14 protein-coding genes are annotated in these 18,229 nt (G+C 70.7%); 7 read left to right on the forward strand and 7 right to left on the reverse strand.

All coding sequences use genetic code 11. From position 1 onward, the window contains the following. The first annotated feature begins 87 nt into the window (after positions 1 to 87). Both ACH4F2_RS06750 and ACH4F2_RS06755 read left to right on the forward strand, forming a co-directional pair. Positions 88 to 618 (forward strand): hypothetical protein, encoded by a 531-nt coding sequence (locus tag ACH4F2_RS06750; RefSeq protein WP_398131612.1) that lies wholly within the window; start codon positions 88 to 90, stop codon positions 616 to 618. A 3-nt stretch (positions 619 to 621) separates the two neighbouring features. Beyond that, the gene (locus tag ACH4F2_RS06755; RefSeq protein ID WP_398131613.1) at positions 622 to 2,571 is read left to right on the forward strand and encodes an alpha-glucuronidase; all 1,950 of its coding nucleotides are present in this window, start codon (positions 622 to 624) and stop codon (positions 2,569 to 2,571) included. Here ACH4F2_RS06755 and ACH4F2_RS06760 read toward each other — a convergent pair. The 6 genes from ACH4F2_RS06760 to ACH4F2_RS06785 are packed head-to-tail and all read right to left on the reverse strand — an operon-like array spanning position 2,565 to position 10,323. Further along, complete coding sequence (locus tag ACH4F2_RS06760) at positions 2,565 to 4,583, reverse strand: beta-galactosidase (RefSeq protein WP_398131614.1); 2,019 nt, start codon at positions 4,581 to 4,583, stop codon at positions 2,565 to 2,567. The genes ACH4F2_RS06755 and ACH4F2_RS06760 overlap by 7 nt on opposite strands. Continuing rightward, positions 4,580 to 5,272, reverse strand: a complete 693-nt coding sequence (locus ACH4F2_RS06765; protein ID WP_398131615.1) for a hypothetical protein — start codon at positions 5,270 to 5,272, stop codon at positions 4,580 to 4,582. The genes ACH4F2_RS06760 and ACH4F2_RS06765 overlap by 4 nt, the downstream gene beginning before the upstream one ends. Then, the gene (locus tag ACH4F2_RS06770) at positions 5,269 to 6,783 is read right to left on the reverse strand and encodes a xylan 1,4-beta-xylosidase (protein ID WP_398131616.1); all 1,515 of its coding nucleotides are present in this window, start codon (positions 6,781 to 6,783) and stop codon (positions 5,269 to 5,271) included. Before ACH4F2_RS06770 ends, ACH4F2_RS06765 begins: the two co-directional genes overlap by 4 nt. Further along, positions 6,780 to 8,429 carry an extracellular solute-binding protein gene (locus ACH4F2_RS06775; RefSeq protein ID WP_398131617.1) on the reverse strand — a complete coding sequence of 550 codons (1,650 nt, stop codon included), beginning with the start codon at positions 8,427 to 8,429 and terminating at the stop codon, positions 6,780 to 6,782. Before ACH4F2_RS06775 ends, ACH4F2_RS06770 begins: the two co-directional genes overlap by 4 nt. A 26-nt stretch (positions 8,430 to 8,455) precedes the next feature. Then, entirely contained in the window at positions 8,456 to 9,337 is an 882-nt protein-coding gene (locus ACH4F2_RS06780; RefSeq protein ID WP_398131618.1) for a carbohydrate ABC transporter permease, read from the reverse strand. After that, entirely contained in the window at positions 9,331 to 10,323 is a 993-nt protein-coding gene (locus tag ACH4F2_RS06785) for an ABC transporter permease (protein ID WP_398131619.1), read from the reverse strand. The genes ACH4F2_RS06780 and ACH4F2_RS06785 overlap by 7 nt, the downstream gene beginning before the upstream one ends. A gap of 267 nt (positions 10,324 to 10,590) precedes the next feature. Here ACH4F2_RS06785 and ACH4F2_RS06790 point away from each other — a divergent pair, with 267 nt between their 5' ends. Then, complete coding sequence (locus tag ACH4F2_RS06790; RefSeq protein WP_398131620.1) at positions 10,591 to 11,586, forward strand: acetylxylan esterase; 996 nt, start codon at positions 10,591 to 10,593, stop codon at positions 11,584 to 11,586. A 67-nt stretch (positions 11,587 to 11,653) separates the two neighbouring features. On the opposite strand, the gene acnA is transcribed toward ACH4F2_RS06790, so the two are convergent. Further along, positions 11,654 to 14,371, reverse strand: coding sequence for an aconitate hydratase AcnA (gene acnA / locus ACH4F2_RS06795; RefSeq protein ID WP_398131621.1), 2,718 nt, complete (start codon positions 14,369 to 14,371; stop codon positions 11,654 to 11,656). 310 nt (positions 14,372 to 14,681) lie between these two features. Between acnA and ACH4F2_RS06800 the strand changes: the two genes are divergently transcribed. The 4 genes from ACH4F2_RS06800 to ACH4F2_RS06815 all read left to right on the forward strand — a co-directional run bounded on the left by ACH4F2_RS06800 (position 14,682) and on the right by ACH4F2_RS06815 (position 17,740). Further along, positions 14,682 to 14,879, forward strand: a complete 198-nt coding sequence (locus ACH4F2_RS06800) for a DUF4236 domain-containing protein (protein WP_079160105.1) — start codon at positions 14,682 to 14,684, stop codon at positions 14,877 to 14,879. A 75-nt stretch (positions 14,880 to 14,954) separates the two neighbouring features. Further along, complete coding sequence (locus ACH4F2_RS06805; RefSeq protein WP_345596944.1) at positions 14,955 to 16,484, forward strand: UDP-N-acetylglucosamine 1-carboxyvinyltransferase; 1,530 nt, start codon at positions 14,955 to 14,957, stop codon at positions 16,482 to 16,484. Between the two features lie 189 nt (positions 16,485 to 16,673). Continuing rightward, entirely contained in the window at positions 16,674 to 17,066 is a 393-nt protein-coding gene (locus tag ACH4F2_RS06810; RefSeq protein ID WP_386005956.1) for a hypothetical protein, read from the forward strand. A gap of 5 nt (positions 17,067 to 17,071) precedes the next feature. Beyond that, entirely contained in the window at positions 17,072 to 17,740 is a 669-nt protein-coding gene (locus tag ACH4F2_RS06815; protein ID WP_398131622.1) for a nucleotidyl transferase AbiEii/AbiGii toxin family protein, read from the forward strand. Positions 17,741 to 18,229: the final 489 nt, after the last annotated feature.

An 18,229-nucleotide genomic window follows, 5' to 3' on the forward strand; every position in this document is an offset into this window, starting at 1 on the left:
CCCCACGCGTGACGGATGCTCCAGAATGAGCGGGCGCCACCGGCGGACGCCGGCCGGCGCCTCACGCGTCGTCGGAGGGGGAACACCGTGCGGACGGGTATCGGAAAACGGATCACGGGACTGGTCACGGGCGCGCTGCTGGCGGCCGGGGCCCTGTTCGCGACGGCCACGCCGGCCCAGGCGTACGACCCCGATCCCAGCGTCTCCACGTACTACCGCCAGACCGGTGACTGCCCGTGCAGCGGCGGCAGCCTCACCGACCCGTTCGACGGCACGTACTTCGCGCACGACGCGGGCGGCACCGCCGTCAAGATGGAGCTGAACGACGCGGGCTGGTTCGTCGGCAAGGTGGAGTTCCACCCGAGCGGCGAGAAGCTGTGGGTCTACGACACCAGGAACGACGGCGACACGTTCTACGTGGCCGTCGGCTACTCGTCCGGCGGCTCCTACCACGACCTGGGCACCTTCTCGGCGCCGGGCACCTCTCAGACCGTTGACCTGACGGTGAAGGACCTCTCCATCCCCGACGGCGCGTCCGTCGACATCACCGTGTACGACGGAGCCGGCCGCACCGACCAGATCGCGGCGGCACGCGGCACCGGCGGAGCGGTCGCCTGACCGATGGACATCGACCCGGCCTGGCTGCCGCCCGCCGCCTTCCGCGCGGTCGGCAGCCGGCGCACCCTCGTCCGCGCGACGGGGCCGCTCGCGGACACGGTGCGCGGCGAGGTCGCGGCGGCGTGCGAGCGGTTCGGCGGCCGGATCGTGCCCGAGGGCGCCCCGGCCGACCTCGTCCTGGACATCCCGGAGCCGACCGACGGGGCCGACGACGAGGGCTTCGCGTACGTGCGCGAGGACGGTACGGCCACCGTCACGGCGTCCGGCGGGCGCGGGCTGCTGTACGGCCTGTTCCACGTCGTGCGGCTCGGCGAGGAGGCCTTCCGGGGCGGGCGGACCCGCGAGGAGCACCGTCCGGCGGTGGCGCTGCGGATGCTGGACCACTGGGACAACGTGGCCGTGCACCCGGTCATGGGCCAGGTCGAACGGGGCTACGCGGGCGGCTCGCTGTTCTGGTCCGACGGCCGGGCGCGCGGCGACCTGGCCCGGGTGCGGGCGTACGGCAGGCTGCTCGCTGCCTGCGGGATCAACGCGGTCGCCGTGAACAACGTCAACGTCCACGACACCGAGGCGCACCTGCTCACCGACCGGATCGGCGAGGTCGCGGCCATCGCCGGCGCGCTGCGGCCCTACGGCGTCCGCACCCATCTGTCGGTCACCTTCGCGGCGCCGGTGGTCCTCGGCGGCCTGCCCACCGCCGACCCGCTGGACGAGCGGGTGCGGGCCTGGTGGGCCGGGGCGACGGCGCGGGTGTACGAGGCGATCCCCGACTTCGGCGGATACGTGGTGAAAGCCGACTCGGAGGGTCAGCCGGGCCCGTTCGCGTACGGCCGCACCCACGCCGACGGCGCCAACCTGCTGGCCGCCGCGCTCGCGCCGCACGGCGGCACCGTGCACTGGCGGGCGTTCGTCTACGACCACCGCCAGGACTGGCGGGACCGGACGACGGACCGGGCCCGGGCCGCCCACGACCACTTCGTGCCGCTGGACGGCGACTTCGCCCCGAACGCGGTGCTCCAGGTCAAGCACGGGCCGATGGATTTCCAGGTGCGCGAGCCGGTCTCTGCGCTGATCGGAGCGATGCCGCGCACCCGGCTCGCGGTGGAGGTGCAGGCCACCCAGGAGTACACCGGGCAGCAGCGGCACGTGTGCTGGCTGGGCCCGATGTGGAGCGAGGTACTGCGGTTCCGGCCGGACGGCGAGGTGAGTACCGGACGGCTCGCGGACGGTCTGGTGGCCGTGTCCAACGTGGGTGACGACCCGTTCTGGACCGGTCACCCGCTCGCCCAGGCCAACCTCTACACCTTCGGACGCCTGGCCTGGGATCCGGCGGCGGACCCGCACGCGGTCCTCGGCGAGTGGATCGCGCTGACCCATCCCGGGGCCGGGGCCCGGCTGGTGGCCGGGTTGCGCGCCGTGCTGGACGGCTCCTGGCGGACGTACGAGAAGTACACGGCACCGCTCGGGGTGGGTTTCATGGTGCAGCCGGGGCACCACTACGGGCCGAGCGTGGACGGCTACGAGTACAGCCCCTGGGGCACCTACCACTTCGCCGACCGGGACGGCGTCGGCGTGGACCGCAGCGCGGCGACCGGCACCGGCTACGCGGCGCAGTACGCCGAGCCCTGGTCGAAGCTGTACGAGTCGCCGGACACCTGCCCCGACGAACTGCTGCTGTTCTTCCACCACCTGCCCTACGGGCACGTGCTGCACAGCGGGAAGACCGTGATCCAGCACATCTACGACACCCACTTCGAGGGCGTGGAGGAGGTGGAGGAGGCCCGCCGGGTGTGGGCGGGCCTCGCGGACCTGGTCGACCCGGCCCGGCACGCGCGCGTGGCGGAGCGGTACGAGGAGCAGCTGCGCGGTGCCCGCGAGTGGCGCGACCAGGTCAACAGCTACTTCCTGCGCAAGTCCGGGGTGCCGGACGAGCGGGGGCGCGTGATTCACTGAAGGCGGAGGACCGCGACGCCGTACGGGTCGAGGGGAAGCGGCTCGCCCCGGTCCGTGCGCCTGCCGGTGAGCAGGTCGGTGGCGGTGGCGTGCGCGGTCAGGAGTGCCGGTTCGGCGGCGTGGTTCAGGAGGAACAGCAGGCGGGTGCCGGCGGGCGTGACGCGGGTCGCGGTCTCGACGGCCCGGTGGCCGGCGTAGGGGCCGACGAGTCCGTGCCGGGCGAGGACGCGGCGGACGACGTGGTCGACGCCGGGCTGGTCGAGGGCGGTGGCGACGTACCAGGCCTCGCCCGTGCCGACGCGGTGGCGGGTGACGGCGGGGGTGCCGGCGTAGAAGTCGGCGCCGTACGTGCCGACGGGCTCGGCGCCGCGCGGCAGCACGATCTCGAAGACGAGACGGGCCGTAGCCTGCTCCTCTCCCAGGTCGACCGGCTGTACGACGTCCGCCGGGCGGGCGTCCCACTCGTCGACGCGGATGCCCATCAGCGGGGCGAGCGGGCCGGGCACGTCGGTGGGGAAGGCGCGGTCGTGCTCGTCGCAGCGGGCGCTGAGGAAGGTGGCGAGCACGGTGCCGCCGCGCCGGACCAGGGTCTCCAGGCGTGCGGCGAGGTCGCCCTTGACCAGGTGCAGCACGGGGGCGAGGACTACGTCGTACGGCGTCAGGTCGGCGGTGGGCGGGACGACGTCCACGTCGGCGCCGGCCTCGCGGGCGGCCCGGTAGTAGGCGTGGACGACGTCCGGGTAGCGGACCAGCCGGGAGGGGCCGTCGGAGATCTCCAGGGCCCACCAGCTGTCCCAGTCGAAGAGCAGGGCGGTGCGGGCGGGGGTGCGGGCGCCCAGGGTGGCGTCGCCGAGGTCCGCCAGTTCCCGGCCCAGCTCGGCGGCTTCGCCAAAGACGCGGGTGTCGTCGCGGCCGGCGTGGCAGATGACCGCCCCGTGGTACTTCTCGCAGGCGCCGCGCGAGGCCCGCAGCTGGAAGTAGAGGGCGGCGTCCGCGCCGTGCGCGATGGCCTGCCAGGTGGCCAGGCGCAGTTCCCCCGGGCGCCGGAGGGGGTTCACGTCACGGCAGGCGGTGGTGGACGGGGTCTGCTCCATCAGCCAGAAGGGGGCGCCGTCCTTGAGGCCGCGCGTCAGGTCGTGGCCGAGCGCGGCCCGGGTGGGCGGGGCGTCCAGGGGCGGGTAGCTGTCCCAGGAGGCGAAGTCGAGGTGGGGCGCCCAGCGGTGGTAGTCGAGGGGGCGGTACAGGCCCATGAGGTTGGTCGTCACGGGGGTGTCGGGGTCGTGCGCGCGGATCGCCTCCTTCTCGGCCAGGAAGCAGCCGAGCAGGGCGTCGGTGGTGAAGCGGTGGTAGTCGAGGGTGATGCCCTGGAACGCGGTGTGGTCGGGGCCCCGCCAGTGCTCGGTGAGCGCGCTGGGCACCTCGATCTGGTCCCAGTCGGTGTAGCGGTGCGACCAGAAGGTGGTCCACCAGGCGTCGTTGAGCGCGTCGAGGGTGCCGTGCCGTTCGCGCAGCCAGCCGCGGAAGGCCTCGGCGCACAGGTCGCAGTAGCAGGCGCCGCCGTACTCGTTGTTGATGTGCCAGGCGAGCAGGGCCGGGTGGCCGGCGTGGCGTTCGGCGAGGCGGGCGGCCAGCGCGGTGGCCGCGTTCCGGTACGCCGGTGAGCTGGGGCAGAAGTTGTGGCGCTGCCCGTAGCGGTGGCGGCGGCCCTCGAAGTCGGTGCGGTTGACCTCGGGATGCCGCTTGGCGAGCCAGGGCGGGAGGGCCGCGGTGCCGGTGGCCAGGCAGACCCGGCGGTCTTCGGCGGCCGCGCGGTCGAGGACGCGGTCGATGACCGTGAAGTCGTAGGTGTCGGGGCCGGGTTGGGTGAGGGACCAGGAGAAGACGCCGACGGTGAGGGTGTCGATGCCCGCCCGGGTGAACAGGCGGTGGTCCTCGTCCCAGACGTCCCCCGGCCACTGCTCGGGGTTGTAGTCGCCGCCGTACGGGATCTTCGGGGTGCGGGGCGCCGTCATGCGGTGAAGTCCTCCTGGGTCTCGGCGATCACGGGGCGCCCGCTGTGCAGCAGGGAGAGCAGCAGCGGGGCGGCCAGCAGGGCGGGCAGGGCCTCGGTCAGCAGGGCGGTCAGCGCGGCGGCCAGGATCAGCAGCGAGGCGGCGCCGAGGGTGGCGCGGCCGTGCCGGAGCAGGAAGTACGCGGCGAGGCGGGCGGTGTCGCGAGTGCGGAAGGTGAACAGGGAGGTGAGCAGGAGGGCGTGCGCGCCCCAGAGCAGGGATGCGGCGCCGACGGCCGCGAGCAGCACCGCCCACCAGCCGGGCAGGCCGGTGGCGGTGAAGTGGGTGAGGGTGAAGGCGATGGCGGTGAGCCAGGCCAGCAGGGGCGCCCACAGCCGCAGCGCCGGCAGCGCGTTGAGCCGCCAGCCGCGCCGGTAGGTGCGGGCCGGGTGGAGTTCGGTGAGGTCGGCGCTGCGGTGGTGCAGGGCGTACACGGCGGCGGACAGGGCCGGTCCGAGGGGCAGCAGGCACAGGGCGGCGAGGGGGAGGTTCGCGGGGTCGGGGGCGAGCAGGAACAGGCCGGCCAGGCCCGGTGCGGTGGTCAGGAGCAGCAGGGCCTGGACGGTGAGCAGGGTGTGGATCAGGGCGGCGGTGCGGGAGAGGACGCCGGTGCCGAAGCCGGCGGGGCGTGCGGTGCGTGCGTCGCTCATCCCGGCTCCCGGCCCAGCAGGCGGCGCTCGTCCCACCAGGGCGGGGTCTCGTCCTCGACGGGGCTCAGCTCGACGAAGGCGACCTCGTGGCGGGCGAGGGTGAGGGGCAGGTCCACGCGGCCGTCCCCGATGGGCAGGCGCCGGTGGCCGCGGGCGGGTTCGGCGGCCTCGTGGAGGACGTCCAGTTGGCGGGGGCGCGGTGAGCGGGGGCTGCCCATGCGGCGCCAGGCGGTGTACGCGTTGCCGTGCTCCTCGTCCACGCTCAGGCGCCGGACGAACGCCTCGCCCCGCCCGCCGACCGGGAGGGAGAGCCGCAGGGTGTGCCCGTCCGGGCCGGGTGTCGCGCCGGACGGGTCGACGGGGGCCCAGGCCAGGACGGTGACCCGGCCGTCCGGGTGCCGGGTGACGAGGTGGTCGTCGCCCCGGGCCAGCAGGTCGGGGCCCATCCGGGCGAGGAAGGCGTAGAGGTGGTACGTCGGTTTCCGCACCTGCCGGTGGGTGAGCAGCCCGAAGCCGCCGTGGAACAGGGCGGTGGGGACGCCGGCCTCCTCGAAGACGTCGCTGAACGTCCAGTAGGAGAAGGAGTCGGCGTGGTCGCCGCCGGCCGCCAGCACCGGGGCCAGGTAGGCGGCGTGGAAGGCGGTGTCGTGGACGTGGTTGTCGGGCCGGTACGAGGAGTTGAACTCGGTGATGTGCACGGGAGCATCCGCGAGCCGGGTGCCCTTCAGGGTCCGGCGCGGCTCGGCGAACTGGTCGAGCAGCTTCCCGGCCGGGGCGAGTGTCTGGTGGACGCCGAAGGGGACGTGCTGGGCGGGCCCGGAGCTGTAGGCGTGGCGGGAGACGAAGTCGACGGGCACGTCCCGGCGTTCGGCGAACTCGGCGAACCGTTCCAGCCAGCCCGGTCCCGCACCCGGTGACACCGCCGGGCCGCCCACCTGGATCCCGGCGTCCACCTCCTTCACGGCGTGCGCGGTCGCCTCGTACAGCCGGTGGTACGCGCCTTCGTCGGCGTCCTGCCAGAAGTCGGGCAGGTCGGGCTCGTTCCAGACCTCGACGGGCCAGGTGCGGACCTCGTCGAGGCCGTAGCGGTCGACGAGGTGGGTCAGGGTCGCCCGGACCAGCGCGGTCCACTCGGCGAGGTCGCGGGGCGGGGTGATGTTGCCGCGCCACCAGAACACCGTGCGGTCCCCGCTCGCGAGGCCGCCCGGCATGAAGCCGAGTTCGAGGAAGGGGTGGATGCCCGCGTCCAGGTAGGCGTCGACGACCTGGTCGACGTGGGTGAAGGAGTGGTGGACGTGCCGGGTGCCCTGGTGGGTGTAGGGGCGGTGGACGGCCATGCCGTCGCTGAACAGGCCGTGGCCGCGGATGTACCGGAAGCCGATCTCGCGCCGGAGCAGGGCGAGGGAGTCCTGGTAGTCGCGGCGCAGGGCGAGGTCGAGGCGGCCGGTGCCGACGCACGTCCGCCAGGCGTCGGGGAAGGGGCCGGCCGGCTCGGCGGGGACGCGGATCATCCCTGCTCCTTCCGGAACCGTTCGTAGGCCTTGTTGTGCACGTCGACCAGCCGGTCCATGTTCTTGGCCTTCAGCTCGCTCAGGTAGGCGTCCCATTCGGTCAGGGGGCGTTTGCCGAGGACGAACTGGAGCGTGTTCTGCCGGACGTGGTCCTTGAGCGGGGTGTCCCAGAGGGTGGCCTGCTCCTGCTCCATGGACTGGAGGGGGTGGGCGGGGTCGACGGGAAGCTCCTTGCGCCGGGACATGGCCTCCTGGAACTTCCGCTCGTCGGCGCTGAAGGCGGAGGAGACCAGTTCCCAGCTGCCGCCGTAGGAGAAGACGCCGTTGTAGAAGCCGTAGTCCTTCTGGAGGTCCTTGGGCGCGTCGGGGGCGGAGCCCATGAGGCTGATGCCGTCGGCGACCTGGTACTTGCCGCCGGACTCGGTGTAGGTGACGCCTTCGACGCCCCATTTGGTGAACTTCTGGCCCTCGTCGGAGTACCAGAGCCAGTCCACGAACTGCATGAGGGCGACGAAGTCGTCGCGCTCGAGTGCGTCGCCGGAGATCATCATGCCGTTCTCCAGGCGGGAGCCGCCGAGCACCACCGGTCCCGCGGGTCCGAGCGGCACCGGGATCATCTCGATCGTTGAGCCCTTGACCTGCCGCTGGAGGTTGTAGCGGTAGTTCTGGACCAGCTCCTGCGGGTTGGCGCTGATCGCGAAGGACTTCTCGGAGAGCAGCTTCTTGACCGCTTCGTCGTCGCTCTGGGTGAAGCCCTCCGGGTCCACCAGTTTCTCGTCGACCAGTTTCCGCAGGTATTCGATCATCTGGCGGTATCCGTCGGTCGCGCCGGTGAAGACGAACTTCTCGGCGCGCGCGTCCCAGCTGGTGTTCAGGTACGACCAGCCGGCCCGGACGCCGTGCGCCTGGCCGATGTAGCCGAGCAGGGCGCCGGCCGGTTCCGGCTGGTTCCAGCGGTCGGAGAAGGGGTAGCTGCCGGGGTACTCCGATTTGAGCGCCCGGAAGACGTCGGCCGTCTCGTCCAGGGTGGTCGGCAGGCTCAGGCCCAGCCTGGCGAGGACGTCGGTGCGCAGTGCGAGGGAGTAGCCGGACTTGACCTTCTCGTGCAGGCCGGGCATCAGGTAGTACCGGCCGTCGGACTGGCGCAGCGAGTCCACCTCGGGTTCCAGCTTCCATCTGCGCACCTTGTCCCGAAAGTTGGGCATCAGCTCCACGTAGTCGCTGACGGCCAGGACGGATCCCGACGACACGAACGGGGTCTCCTGCCCCGGGTAGGTCTTGGGCAGGAGCAGGGGAGCGTCGCCCGCGCCGATGAGCAGGCTGCGCTTCTTCTCGTAGTCGCTGAGGGGGACGTCGGTGGTCTTGAGGGTGACGCCGGTGCGCTTGGTGATCTCCTTCCAGAGCAGCCAGTCGTCCTTCGGCGGGTAGTTGGGGTTGCTGAGGTGCAGAGTCGAGAAGGTAAGCGGTTCGGCCGCCTTGAACTGCTGGCCGGCCCGGTACTCCTTCATCGCGCCGTTCTGCTTCTTCGACAGGTCCTTGGAGCCCCCGCCGTCGTCGCCGCTCCCGCAGCCGGTGAGGGCGGCGAGGCCGGCGAAGCCCGCGGCTGCCAGGATCTGTCGTCGTGAAAGCTGACCTGCGTTCTTCACGGTTACTCCCTCGGTGTGGCTGGGGCTCAGCCCTTGACCGCGCCGAGCATCACGCCCGACACGAAGTAGCGCTGGACGAACGGGTACACGCAGAGGATCGGCAGCGCGGTGAGCACGATGGTGACGGCCTGGATGTTGGCCGCGACCTGGGTGAGCTGCTCGGTGCCCGCGCCGGCACCGGTGCCACCGGTGGCGCCCGCGATGAGGTTGCGCAGATAGACGGTGACGGGCATGAGTTCGGCCCGGTCCATGTAGAGGAAGGCGCCGAACCAGGAGTTCCAGAAGGACACCGAGTAGAACAGCACCATCGTCGCGACGACCGCCTTCGACAGCGGCAGCACGATCCGCAGGAGGATGCCGTAGGTGTTCAGGCCGTCGATCTGCGCGGCCTCCTCCAGTTCGTCCGGCAGGCTCTCGAAGAACGCCTTCATCACCAGCAGGTTGAAGACGCTGATCGCGTTGGGGAGGGCCAGCGCCCACACGGTGTTCTTCAGGTCGAGGCTGGTGATCAACACGTAGGTGGGGATCAGGCCGCCGGAGAAGAACATGGTGAACACGGCGATGCCGACGAGGAGTCCGCGCCCCTTGAGGTGCCTCTTCGACAGGACGTAGGCGTAACAGGTCGTCAGGAGCATTGCGACGGCGGTGGACACGACCGTGTAGAAGACGGTGTTGCCGTAGTTGCGCCAGAAGGTGCCGTCCCGGAAGACGATTTCGTACGTGGTGAGGTTGAAGCCCTTGGGCCACAGCGTCACCTCGCCCGCGCGGATCTGGCGTTCGCCGCTGAAGGAGCGGGCGATGATGTTGAGGAACGGGTAGAGCGTCACCACCACGACGCCGGTGAGGATCAGGCCGTTGACGCCCTGGAAGACGCGGTAGCCGCGGGTGGGCCGGTCGACGGTCACCACAGGCTCGTCCCCACCGTGCGGCGCGAGAGCATGTTGGCCGAGGTGATCAGGACCAGTCCGATGACCGCCTCGAAGAGGCCGATGGCGGCGGCGTAGCTGAAGCTGTTGGACTCGACACCGGTGCGGTAGAGGTACGTGGAGATCACGTCACCGGTCTGGTAGGTCAGCGGGTTGTAGAGCAGCAGGATCTTCTCGAAGCCGACCGCCAGGAAGGTGCCGATGTTGAGGATCAGCAGCGTGATCATGGTGGGGCGGATGCCGGGCAAGGTGACGTGCCAAATCTGCCGCCAGCGGTTCGCGCCGTCGATGCGAGCGGCCTCGTACAGGTCGTCGTCGATCGTGGTGAGCGCGGTCAGGTAGAGGATGGTGCCCCAGCCGGCGGTCTGCCAGATCTCGGAGCCGACGTAGATGGTGCGGAACCACTCGGGTTCCTGGATGAACCGGATCGGGTCCTGTCCGAACCAGCCCAGGACGTGGTTGACCGGGCCGTCCGTGGCGAGCATCTGCAGGGTGATACCGGCGACGATCACGATCGACAGGAAGTGCGGCAGGTACGACACAGACTGGACGAACCGTTTCAGGGCCCGCGTGCGCACCTCGTTGAGGAGCAGCGCGAGCACGATGGGGATGGGGAAGCAGAAGACGAGGGTGAGACCGCCGATCCACAGGGTGTTGCGGAACACCTGCCAGAAGGTGGGGTCGGTGAGGAACATCTCGACGTAGCGGAGACCGACCCACTGCTCCCCCAGGATCGAACCGCCGGGTTCGAAGCGGCGGAACGCGATCACGTTGCCGATCATCGGCAGGTAGCGGAAGACCAGGAAGAACAGCAGCGGCAGCACGGCCAGCGAGTACAGCTGCCAGTCGCGGCGCAGCGCCCGTCGCCAGCCGGTGGGCGCGGGCCGCCGGGCGGGGCGGGGCGCGGCCCGTGCCGGGGGCGGGTCCTGGGTGCCGGGTGGTGGGGCCGGCGTGGTGGAGGTGCTCATGCTCGGGCCTCCCGTGGCCTGGGACGCGGGATATGGTGCCGAAACTTTCGAGCTCTTGCCGGTAACTTCGCGGCAACCTAGAGGCAGCGGGAAAGCGCTGTCAATGGCCGGTGCAGAGCGGGAGGTTGAAGCGTGCGCGCCGTCGGGAATGATTGACCTGCACCTTGGTAAGAGAGAGGTGAGCTGTTACGGTCGGTCGCACCTTTCTGGGTTTCGACCGCAACAATCGGCCGTCTGATCTCCCCGAACCTGCTGCGAGGTGCCCCCGTGCCCGCGTTCGACCTGCCCCCCACGGAGTTGCGGCACCACCGTCCCGCCCCGGACGAGCCCGACGACTTCGACGACTTCTGGCGCCACACCCTCGCGGAGCCGGCGGCCGGCGACCCGCTGGTGTCGGCGCACCCGGTGGAGACCGGACTGCGGCTGACCGATACCTGGGACGTGACCTTCCGGGGCTTCGGCGGCGACCCGGTGCGCGCCTGGTTCAGCAGGCCCGCCGGGGCGGACCGGCCGCTGCCGGCGGTCGTCGAGTACGCGGGGTACGGGCGCGGACGCGGCCTCCCCCACGACCGGCTGACCTGGCCGGCCGCCGGGTACGCGCATCTGCTGATGGACAACCGGGGTCAGGGCGACCAGTACGGCTGCGGCGGCGACACCCCGGACCCGCACGCCGGCGCACCCGGCGGTCCGGGCCCTGCGGTACGGGGCCTGCTCGACCCGTACGCCTACCACTACCGCCGGCTGATCACGGACGCGGTCCGCGCGGTCGCGGCGGTGCGGGCGCTGCCCGGCGTGGACGCGGGGCGTGTCGCGGCCGTCGGCAACAGCCAGGGCGGCGGGGTGGCGCTGGCCGTCGCGGGCCTGGTGCCGGACCTGGCGGCGGTGCTGGTCTCCGCCCCGCTGCTGTGCGGCGTCCGGCGCGCGCTGGACCTCACCGACGTGGGGCCCTACGGCGAGATCGCGGCGTACCTGTCGGTGCGCCGGGGCGCCGAGGCCGCCGCGTACCGCACGCTGTCGTACGTTGAGGGCGTGAGCTTCGCCCGCCGCGCGCACGCCCCGGCCCACTTCGGCGTCGGCCTGCGCGACACGGTGTGCCCGCCGAGCGGGGCGTACGCCGCCTTCAACCGGTACGCGGAACTCAGCGGCGCCGAGCCGCCGCCCACGGAGATCCACGCGTACCCGTTCAACGGGCACGAGGGCGGCGACGCGGTGCATGTGCGCCGCCAGTTGGACTGGCTGGCCGGTGTGGTGCCCGTCGGGTGACGGTGACACGGCGAGGGCCGCACCCCCGTCACCGGGGATGCGGCCCTCAACCGTTGTGCGGTGCCGCCTACTTGCGGATCAGGCTGCGCAGCACGTACTGCAGGATGCCGCCGTTGCGGTAGTAGTCCGCCTCGCCGGGGGTGTCGATGCGCACGACCGCGTCGAACTCGACACCGGTGTCGGTGGTGACCTTCACCGTGCGCGGGGTCGTGCCGTCGTTCAGCTCGGTGACGCCGGAGACGGAGAAGGACTCCTCGCCGGTCAGGCCGAGGGACTCGGCGGTGTGGCCCTCCGGGAACTGGAGCGGCAGGACGCCCATGCCGATGAGGTTCGAGCGGTGGATGCGCTCGTACGACTCGGCGATGACGGCCTTGACGCCGAGGAGCGCGGTGCCCTTGGCCGCCCAGTCGCGGGACGAGCCGGAGCCGTACTCCTTGCCGGCCAGGACGACGAGCGGGATGCCCTGCTCGATGTAGTTGCGGGAGGCGTCGTAGATGAACGACACGGGGCCGTCGGCCTGCGTGAAGTCGCGGGTGTAGCCGCCCTCGGTGCCCGGCGCGATCTGGTTGCGCAGGCGGATGTTGGCGAACGTACCGCGGATCATGATCTCGTGGTTGCCGCGGCGCGAGCCGTAGCTGTTGAAGTCGCGGCGCTCGACGCCGTGCTCCGTCAGGTACTTGCCGGCCGGGGTGTCGGCCTTGATCGCGCCGGCCGGGGAGATGTGGTCGGTGGTGACCGAGTCGCCCAGCTTGGCGAGCACCCGGGCGCCGGAGATGTCCTCGACCGGGGCCGGCTCCATGCCCATGCCCTCGAAGTACGGGGGCTTGCGCACGTAGGTGGACTCGGTGTCCCACTCGAAGGTGTCGCCGGTCGGGATCGACAGCGCCTGCCACTGGGCGTCGCCCGCGAAGACGTCGCTGTAGGACTTGGAGAACATGTCCTCGCCGATGGCGCTGGCGACGACCTCGTTGACCTCGGCCTCGGTGGGCCAGATGTCCTTCAGGTAGACCGGGTTGCCGTCCTGGTCGGCGCCCAGGGCCTCCTTGGTGATGTCCACCTTCATGGAGCCCGCGAGGGCGTAGGCGACCACCAGCGGCGGGGACGCCAGGTAGTTCATCTTGACGTCGGGGTTGATCCGGCCCTCGAAGTTGCGGTTGCCGGAGAGCACCGAGGTGACGGCGAGGTCGTGGTCGTTGACGGCCTTGGAGACCTCGTCCGGCAGCGGGCCGGAGTTGCCGATGCAGGTGGTGCAGCCGTAGCCGACGAGGTTGAAGCCGACCTTGTCGAGGTACGGGGTCAGGCCCGCCTTCTCGAAGTAGTCGGTGACGACCTTGGAGCCCGGGGCGAGGGTGGTCTTGACCCACGGCTTGCGGGTCAGGCCCTTCTCCACCGCCTTCTTGGCCACCAGGGCGGCGGCGACCATGACGTACGGGTTGGAGGTGTTGGTGCAGGAGGTGATGGCCGCGACCGTCACCGCACCGTGGTCCAGCTCGTAGGTCGTGCCGTCGGGGGCGGTGACCGGGACCGGGTTGGACGGGGCGCCGTTCGGGGTGACGGCCGGGGAGTCGGAGGCCGGGAAGGACTCCTTGCCCGCCTCGTCCACCACGTCCACGTAGTTGAGGACGTCCTGCTTGAACTGCTGGGCGGCGTTCGCGAGGACGATGCGGTCCTGCGGGCGCTTCGGACCGGCGATGGACGGCACGACCGTGGAGAGGTCGAGCTCCAGCTTCTCGGAGAAGTCCGGCTCGGCCTTCGGGTCCAGCCAGAGGCCCTGCTGCTTGGCGTACGCCTCGACGAGCGCGACCTGCTGGTCGCTGCGGCCGGTCAGGCGCATGTAGTTCAGCGTCTCGTCGTCGATCGGGAAGATCGCGGCGGTGGAGCCGAACTCCGGCGACATGTTGCCGATGGTGGCGCGGTTGGCGAGGCTCGTGGCCGCCACACCCTCGCCGTAGAACTCGACGAACTTGCCGACGACACCGTGCTTGCGCAGCATCTCGGTGATGGTCAGCACCAGGTCGGTGGCGGTGGTGCCGGGGGTCAGCTCACCGGTCAGCTTGAAGCCGACGACGCGCGGGATGAGCATGGAGACCGGCTGGCCGAGCATCGCGGCCTCGGCCTCGATGCCGCCGACGCCCCAGCCGAGGACGCCGAGGCCGTTGACCATGGTGGTGTGCGAGTCGGTGCCGACCAGGGTGTCGGGGTAGGCCTTGCCGTCGCGGGTCATGACGACGCGGGCCAGGTGCTCGATGTTCACCTGGTGGACGATGCCGGTGCCCGGGGGGACGACCTTGAAGTCGTCGAAGGCGGTCTGGCCCCAGCGCAGGAACTGGTAGCGCTCCTTGTTGCGGCCGTACTCCAGGTCGACGTTCTGCTGGAAGGCGTCGTTGGTGCCGAACTTGTCCGCGATGACGGAGTGGTCGATGACCATCTCGGCCGGGGAGAGCGGGTTGATCTTGTTCGGGTCGCCGCCCAGCTCCTTGACGGCCTCACGCATGGTGGCGAGGTCGACGACACAGGGCACGCCGGTGAAGTCCTGCATGATCACGCGGGCCGGCGTGAACTGGATCTCCTGCGACGGCTGGGCCTGCGAGTCCCAGCCCCCGAGGGCGCGGATGTGGTCGGCGGTGATGTTCGCGCCGTCCTCGGTGCGGAGCAGGTTCTCCAGCAGCACCTTCAGGCTGTAGGGAAGGCGCGCGGAGCCCTCGACCTTGTCCAGCCGGAAGATCTCGTACGACTCGTCGCCCACCTGCAGCGTGCTGCGGGCGTCGAAGCTGTTCGCCGACACGACAGTCTCCTTCATTTATGTGCGCGTACCACCGCATCCTGCCGCCACGCCACCCTGGCCGATCCGCTAAGGTAGGGCTAAGTTAGGCAAGCCTTACCACCAGACCCGATAGCGGCGTGCGACTGCGGTGCGCCTCGGCAGATATCTCGATGTCGAGATAACTCTAGTACATGGGGGCGAGCTGGTCATGCCCGGGCGCGGTGTGGCGTGCGCCCCATCCCGGGTGACCCCTGAGGCCATCAATACGCCGAACGCGGGTATCCGACGTGCGCCGGGAACACTCACCCGGCACGACTCGGAAGGAGGCACGATGCCCCTCACGTTCCGCAAGAGCTTCCGGATCCTTCCCGGAGTACGACTGAACATCAACAAACGTTCCTGGTCCATCACGACCGGCGGCCGAAACGGCCCGCGCCACACCCGCAGCAGCACGGGACGTCGTACGACATCGATGGATTTGCCCGGACCTTTCGGATGGCGGCGCACCCGCTCGACGAGGCATCATTGAGGCGGGGTTGATGGCGCGTCACCCAGGCGGACCCCCCGAGAGGCGCCATCTCATATCTGAGATAGCCTCGACCTCATGGCAGATGACTACCTCGTACGCATCGGCAAGCTCATCCGTGACGCCAGGCAGCACCGCGGCTGGACACAGTCACAGCTTGCGGAGGCGCTCGGCACCAGTCAGAGCGCCGTCAACCGCATCGAGCGCGGCAACCAGAACATCAGCCTTGAGATGATCGCCCGCATCGGCGAAGCGCTGGACAGCGAAATCGTCTCTCTCGGCTACTCGGGTCCGATGCACCTGCGTGTGGTCGGCGGCCGGCGCCTGTCCGGCGCCATCGACGTCAAGACCAGCAAGAACGCCTGCGTGGCCCTGCTGTGCGCCTCGCTGCTCAACAAGGGGCGCACGGTACTGCGCCGGGTCGCCCGCATCGAGGAGGTCTACCGCCTCCTGGAGGTACTGAACTCCATCGGCGTACGCACCCGCTGGATCAACGACGGCACCGACCTGGAGATCGTGCCGCCGGCCGAGCTGGACATGGAGGCCATCGACGCCGAGGCCGCCGTCCGCACCCGCTCCATCATCATGTTCCTCGGCCCGCTGCTGCACCGCATGGACCGCTTCCGGCTGCCCTACGCCGGCGGCTGCGACCTCGGCACCCGCACCATCGAGCCGCACATGATCGCGCTGCGCCGCTTCGGCCTGGACGTCGCCGCGACCGAGGGCCACTACCACGCGGTGGTCGACCGTCAGGTGCGCCCGGACCGCCCGATCGTGCTGACCGAACGCGGCGACACGGTCACCGAGAACGCGCTCCTCGCCGCCGCCCGCCACGACGGCGTCACCGTCATCCGCAACGCCTCCTCCAACTACATGGTCCAGGACCTCTGCTTCTTCCTGGAGGCCCTCGGCGTCCGCGTCGAAGGCATCGGCACCACCACCCTCACCGTGCACGGCATGCCGGTCATCGACGCCGACGTGGACTACTCCCCCTCCGAGGACCCGGTCGAGGCGATGAGCCTGCTCGCCGCCGCCGTGGTGACGGAGTCGGAGCTGACGGTCCGCCGCGTCCCCATCGAGTTCCTGGAGATCGAGCTGGCGGTCCTGGAGGAGATGGGCCTCGACCACGACCGCACACCCGAGTACTTCGCCGACAACGGCCGCACCCGCCTCGTGGACCTCACCGTCCGGCCGTCGAAGCTGGAGGCGCCCATCGACAAGATCCACCCGATGCCCTTCCCGGGCCTGAACATCGACAACGTCCCCTTCTTCGCGGCGATCGCGGCCTCCGCCCAGGGCCAGACCCTCATCCACGACTGGGTCTACGACAACCGCGCCATCTACCTGACCGACCTCAACCGCCTCGGCGGCCGCCTCCAGCTCCTGGACCCCCACCGCGTCCTGGTCGAAGGCCCCACCCGCTGGCGCGCCGCCGAGATGATGTGCCCGCCCGCCCTGCGCCCCGCCGTGGTGGTCCTGCTGGCGATGATGGCGGCCGAGGGCACGTCCGTGCTGCGCAACGTCTACGTCATCAACCGGGGGTACGAGGACCTGGCGGAGCGGCTGAACTCGATCGGGGCGCAGATCGAGATCTTCCGGGACATCTGAAAGCTCTAAGAAAAGGTAACGCGAATCCCCTCCTGACCTGCACGTATGCGAGCCAGGAGGGGACTCGGCTTCGCCTGTGGGACTTCTCAGGGACATTTGGGCCGGGCCGGGATACTGCCGATGTCAGGGGCTGGCGGGCGAATTGCCCGGCACTGCCCCTTACCGCTCCCGGGCCGTCATAATGGAGGCATGTCCTCCAGCCCACAGCACCCGGCACCCGCGCCGAGCGGCCTCTCGGACGCAGTCGCCGAGGATCTCGCGCTGTACCGGGAGAAGTTCCGCCGCCGTCTGCCGAAGTCGCTGGACGAGCTGCGCGGGCCGACGCACGGTGTCGTGGATCTGCCGCTGCACGTGGCCTGGTCGGGGATGACCTCGTACGACCTGGGCAAACCGCGCCAGCGCATGGGCCTGTACCGCACCGTCCTACACGAGGGCCTGGACGACGACCTGCCCCGCTACCTCAACCAGGACCTGCTCCTCGAGCTGTGGCCGGTACTGCGAACCCTCGTCGGCCGCAGCGTGCGCGCCGTATGGGAAGACGCCTTCCCTCAGCTTGCCTCCCGCACCCGGGCAGCCGCGTGACGGACATGCCCGAGCTGCACACGCGGCTTCTGGCGGATGTGATCGCCCTCGGCTCCCGGTACCCGCTGGTTCTCACCGGCGGGTACGCCGTGCGGGCGCACCACCTTGTCAACCGCCCCAGCCAGGACCTCGACGTCGCCACTGAGAACCCGGCGCCGATGGCCGACATCGCCACCACGCTCCGCGCCGGCCTGGAAGCCCGCGGCTGGGAAGTGCACGCGTTGGAAATTGCCCCGCTGTCCGCCCGCTTCACCGTGTCCGACCCGGCCACCGGGCAGGACTGCGAGGTCGACATCCTCAAGGAGAACTTCTGGCGGCCCGTCGCCCAGAGCCCGTACGGGCCCGTCCTCGCGGAGGAGGACGTGGTCGGAACCAAGGTCCGTGCCCTCGCCGACCGCGGAGCGCCCCGCGATCTGATCGACGTGTTCGCCGCCTCCCGCCGCTGGACCAATGCCGAGCTCGAGGAGTTCGGCCGCCGCCACGCCCGCGGCCGCTTCGAGCGCGAGGACCTGCAAGCGAACCTCACGGGCGCCGAGTGGACCGACGACGAAGCCTTCTCCGCCTACGGCCTCGATGACGCCGCCATCACCGCCCTCCGCGCCTGGGCCTTGAAGTGGGCCGATGACCTCGCGGCCCGCCTCCGCGAAGGGGCCGACGATGTGGACATCGAATAGTCGGGTCCGAGTCCGTCCGCATCTGCAAGCACTCGGAGCAAGGCCGAGAAGTGCTGTCCCGGTACAAGGACGACCTGCCTAAGTGGATGGGGACGGACCCGGTTCCAGTCGCTGGAGTTCAGCGACCCTCCGGGTGCACGCCATATCTGGTCATGTCAGGACGACACCGGCACCGTGAGCCACATGAACAGCCCCCAATCGCCTCCGGGTGCAGCCGCCGGCACCGAGGCCGAAACCGTCCGCCCCTGCCACGAGTTCGCGATGATCTTCACCCCACCCGGCGCGGCGCACACTTCGGACCGGTCAGCGCCAGCAGGCCCTTGACGCGCTCACCGAGGCGGCTGTCCCACTCCCCCGAGACCCGCACGCGCACTCCCAGGCCGCGCAGGCACGTCCTGCTGTTCCGCGGTCCTCTCCGGCCCGGTGACCGGTCCCAACTCGCAGTAGACGGCTAGCGCTTCGGCAAGAGCGGCGGTCTGGGCAGCCTTA

This window comes from Streptomyces sp. NPDC017890 (genome assembly GCF_044328675.1).
In the GTDB taxonomy this organism is placed as follows: Bacteria; Actinomycetota; Actinomycetes; order Streptomycetales; family Streptomycetaceae; genus Streptomyces.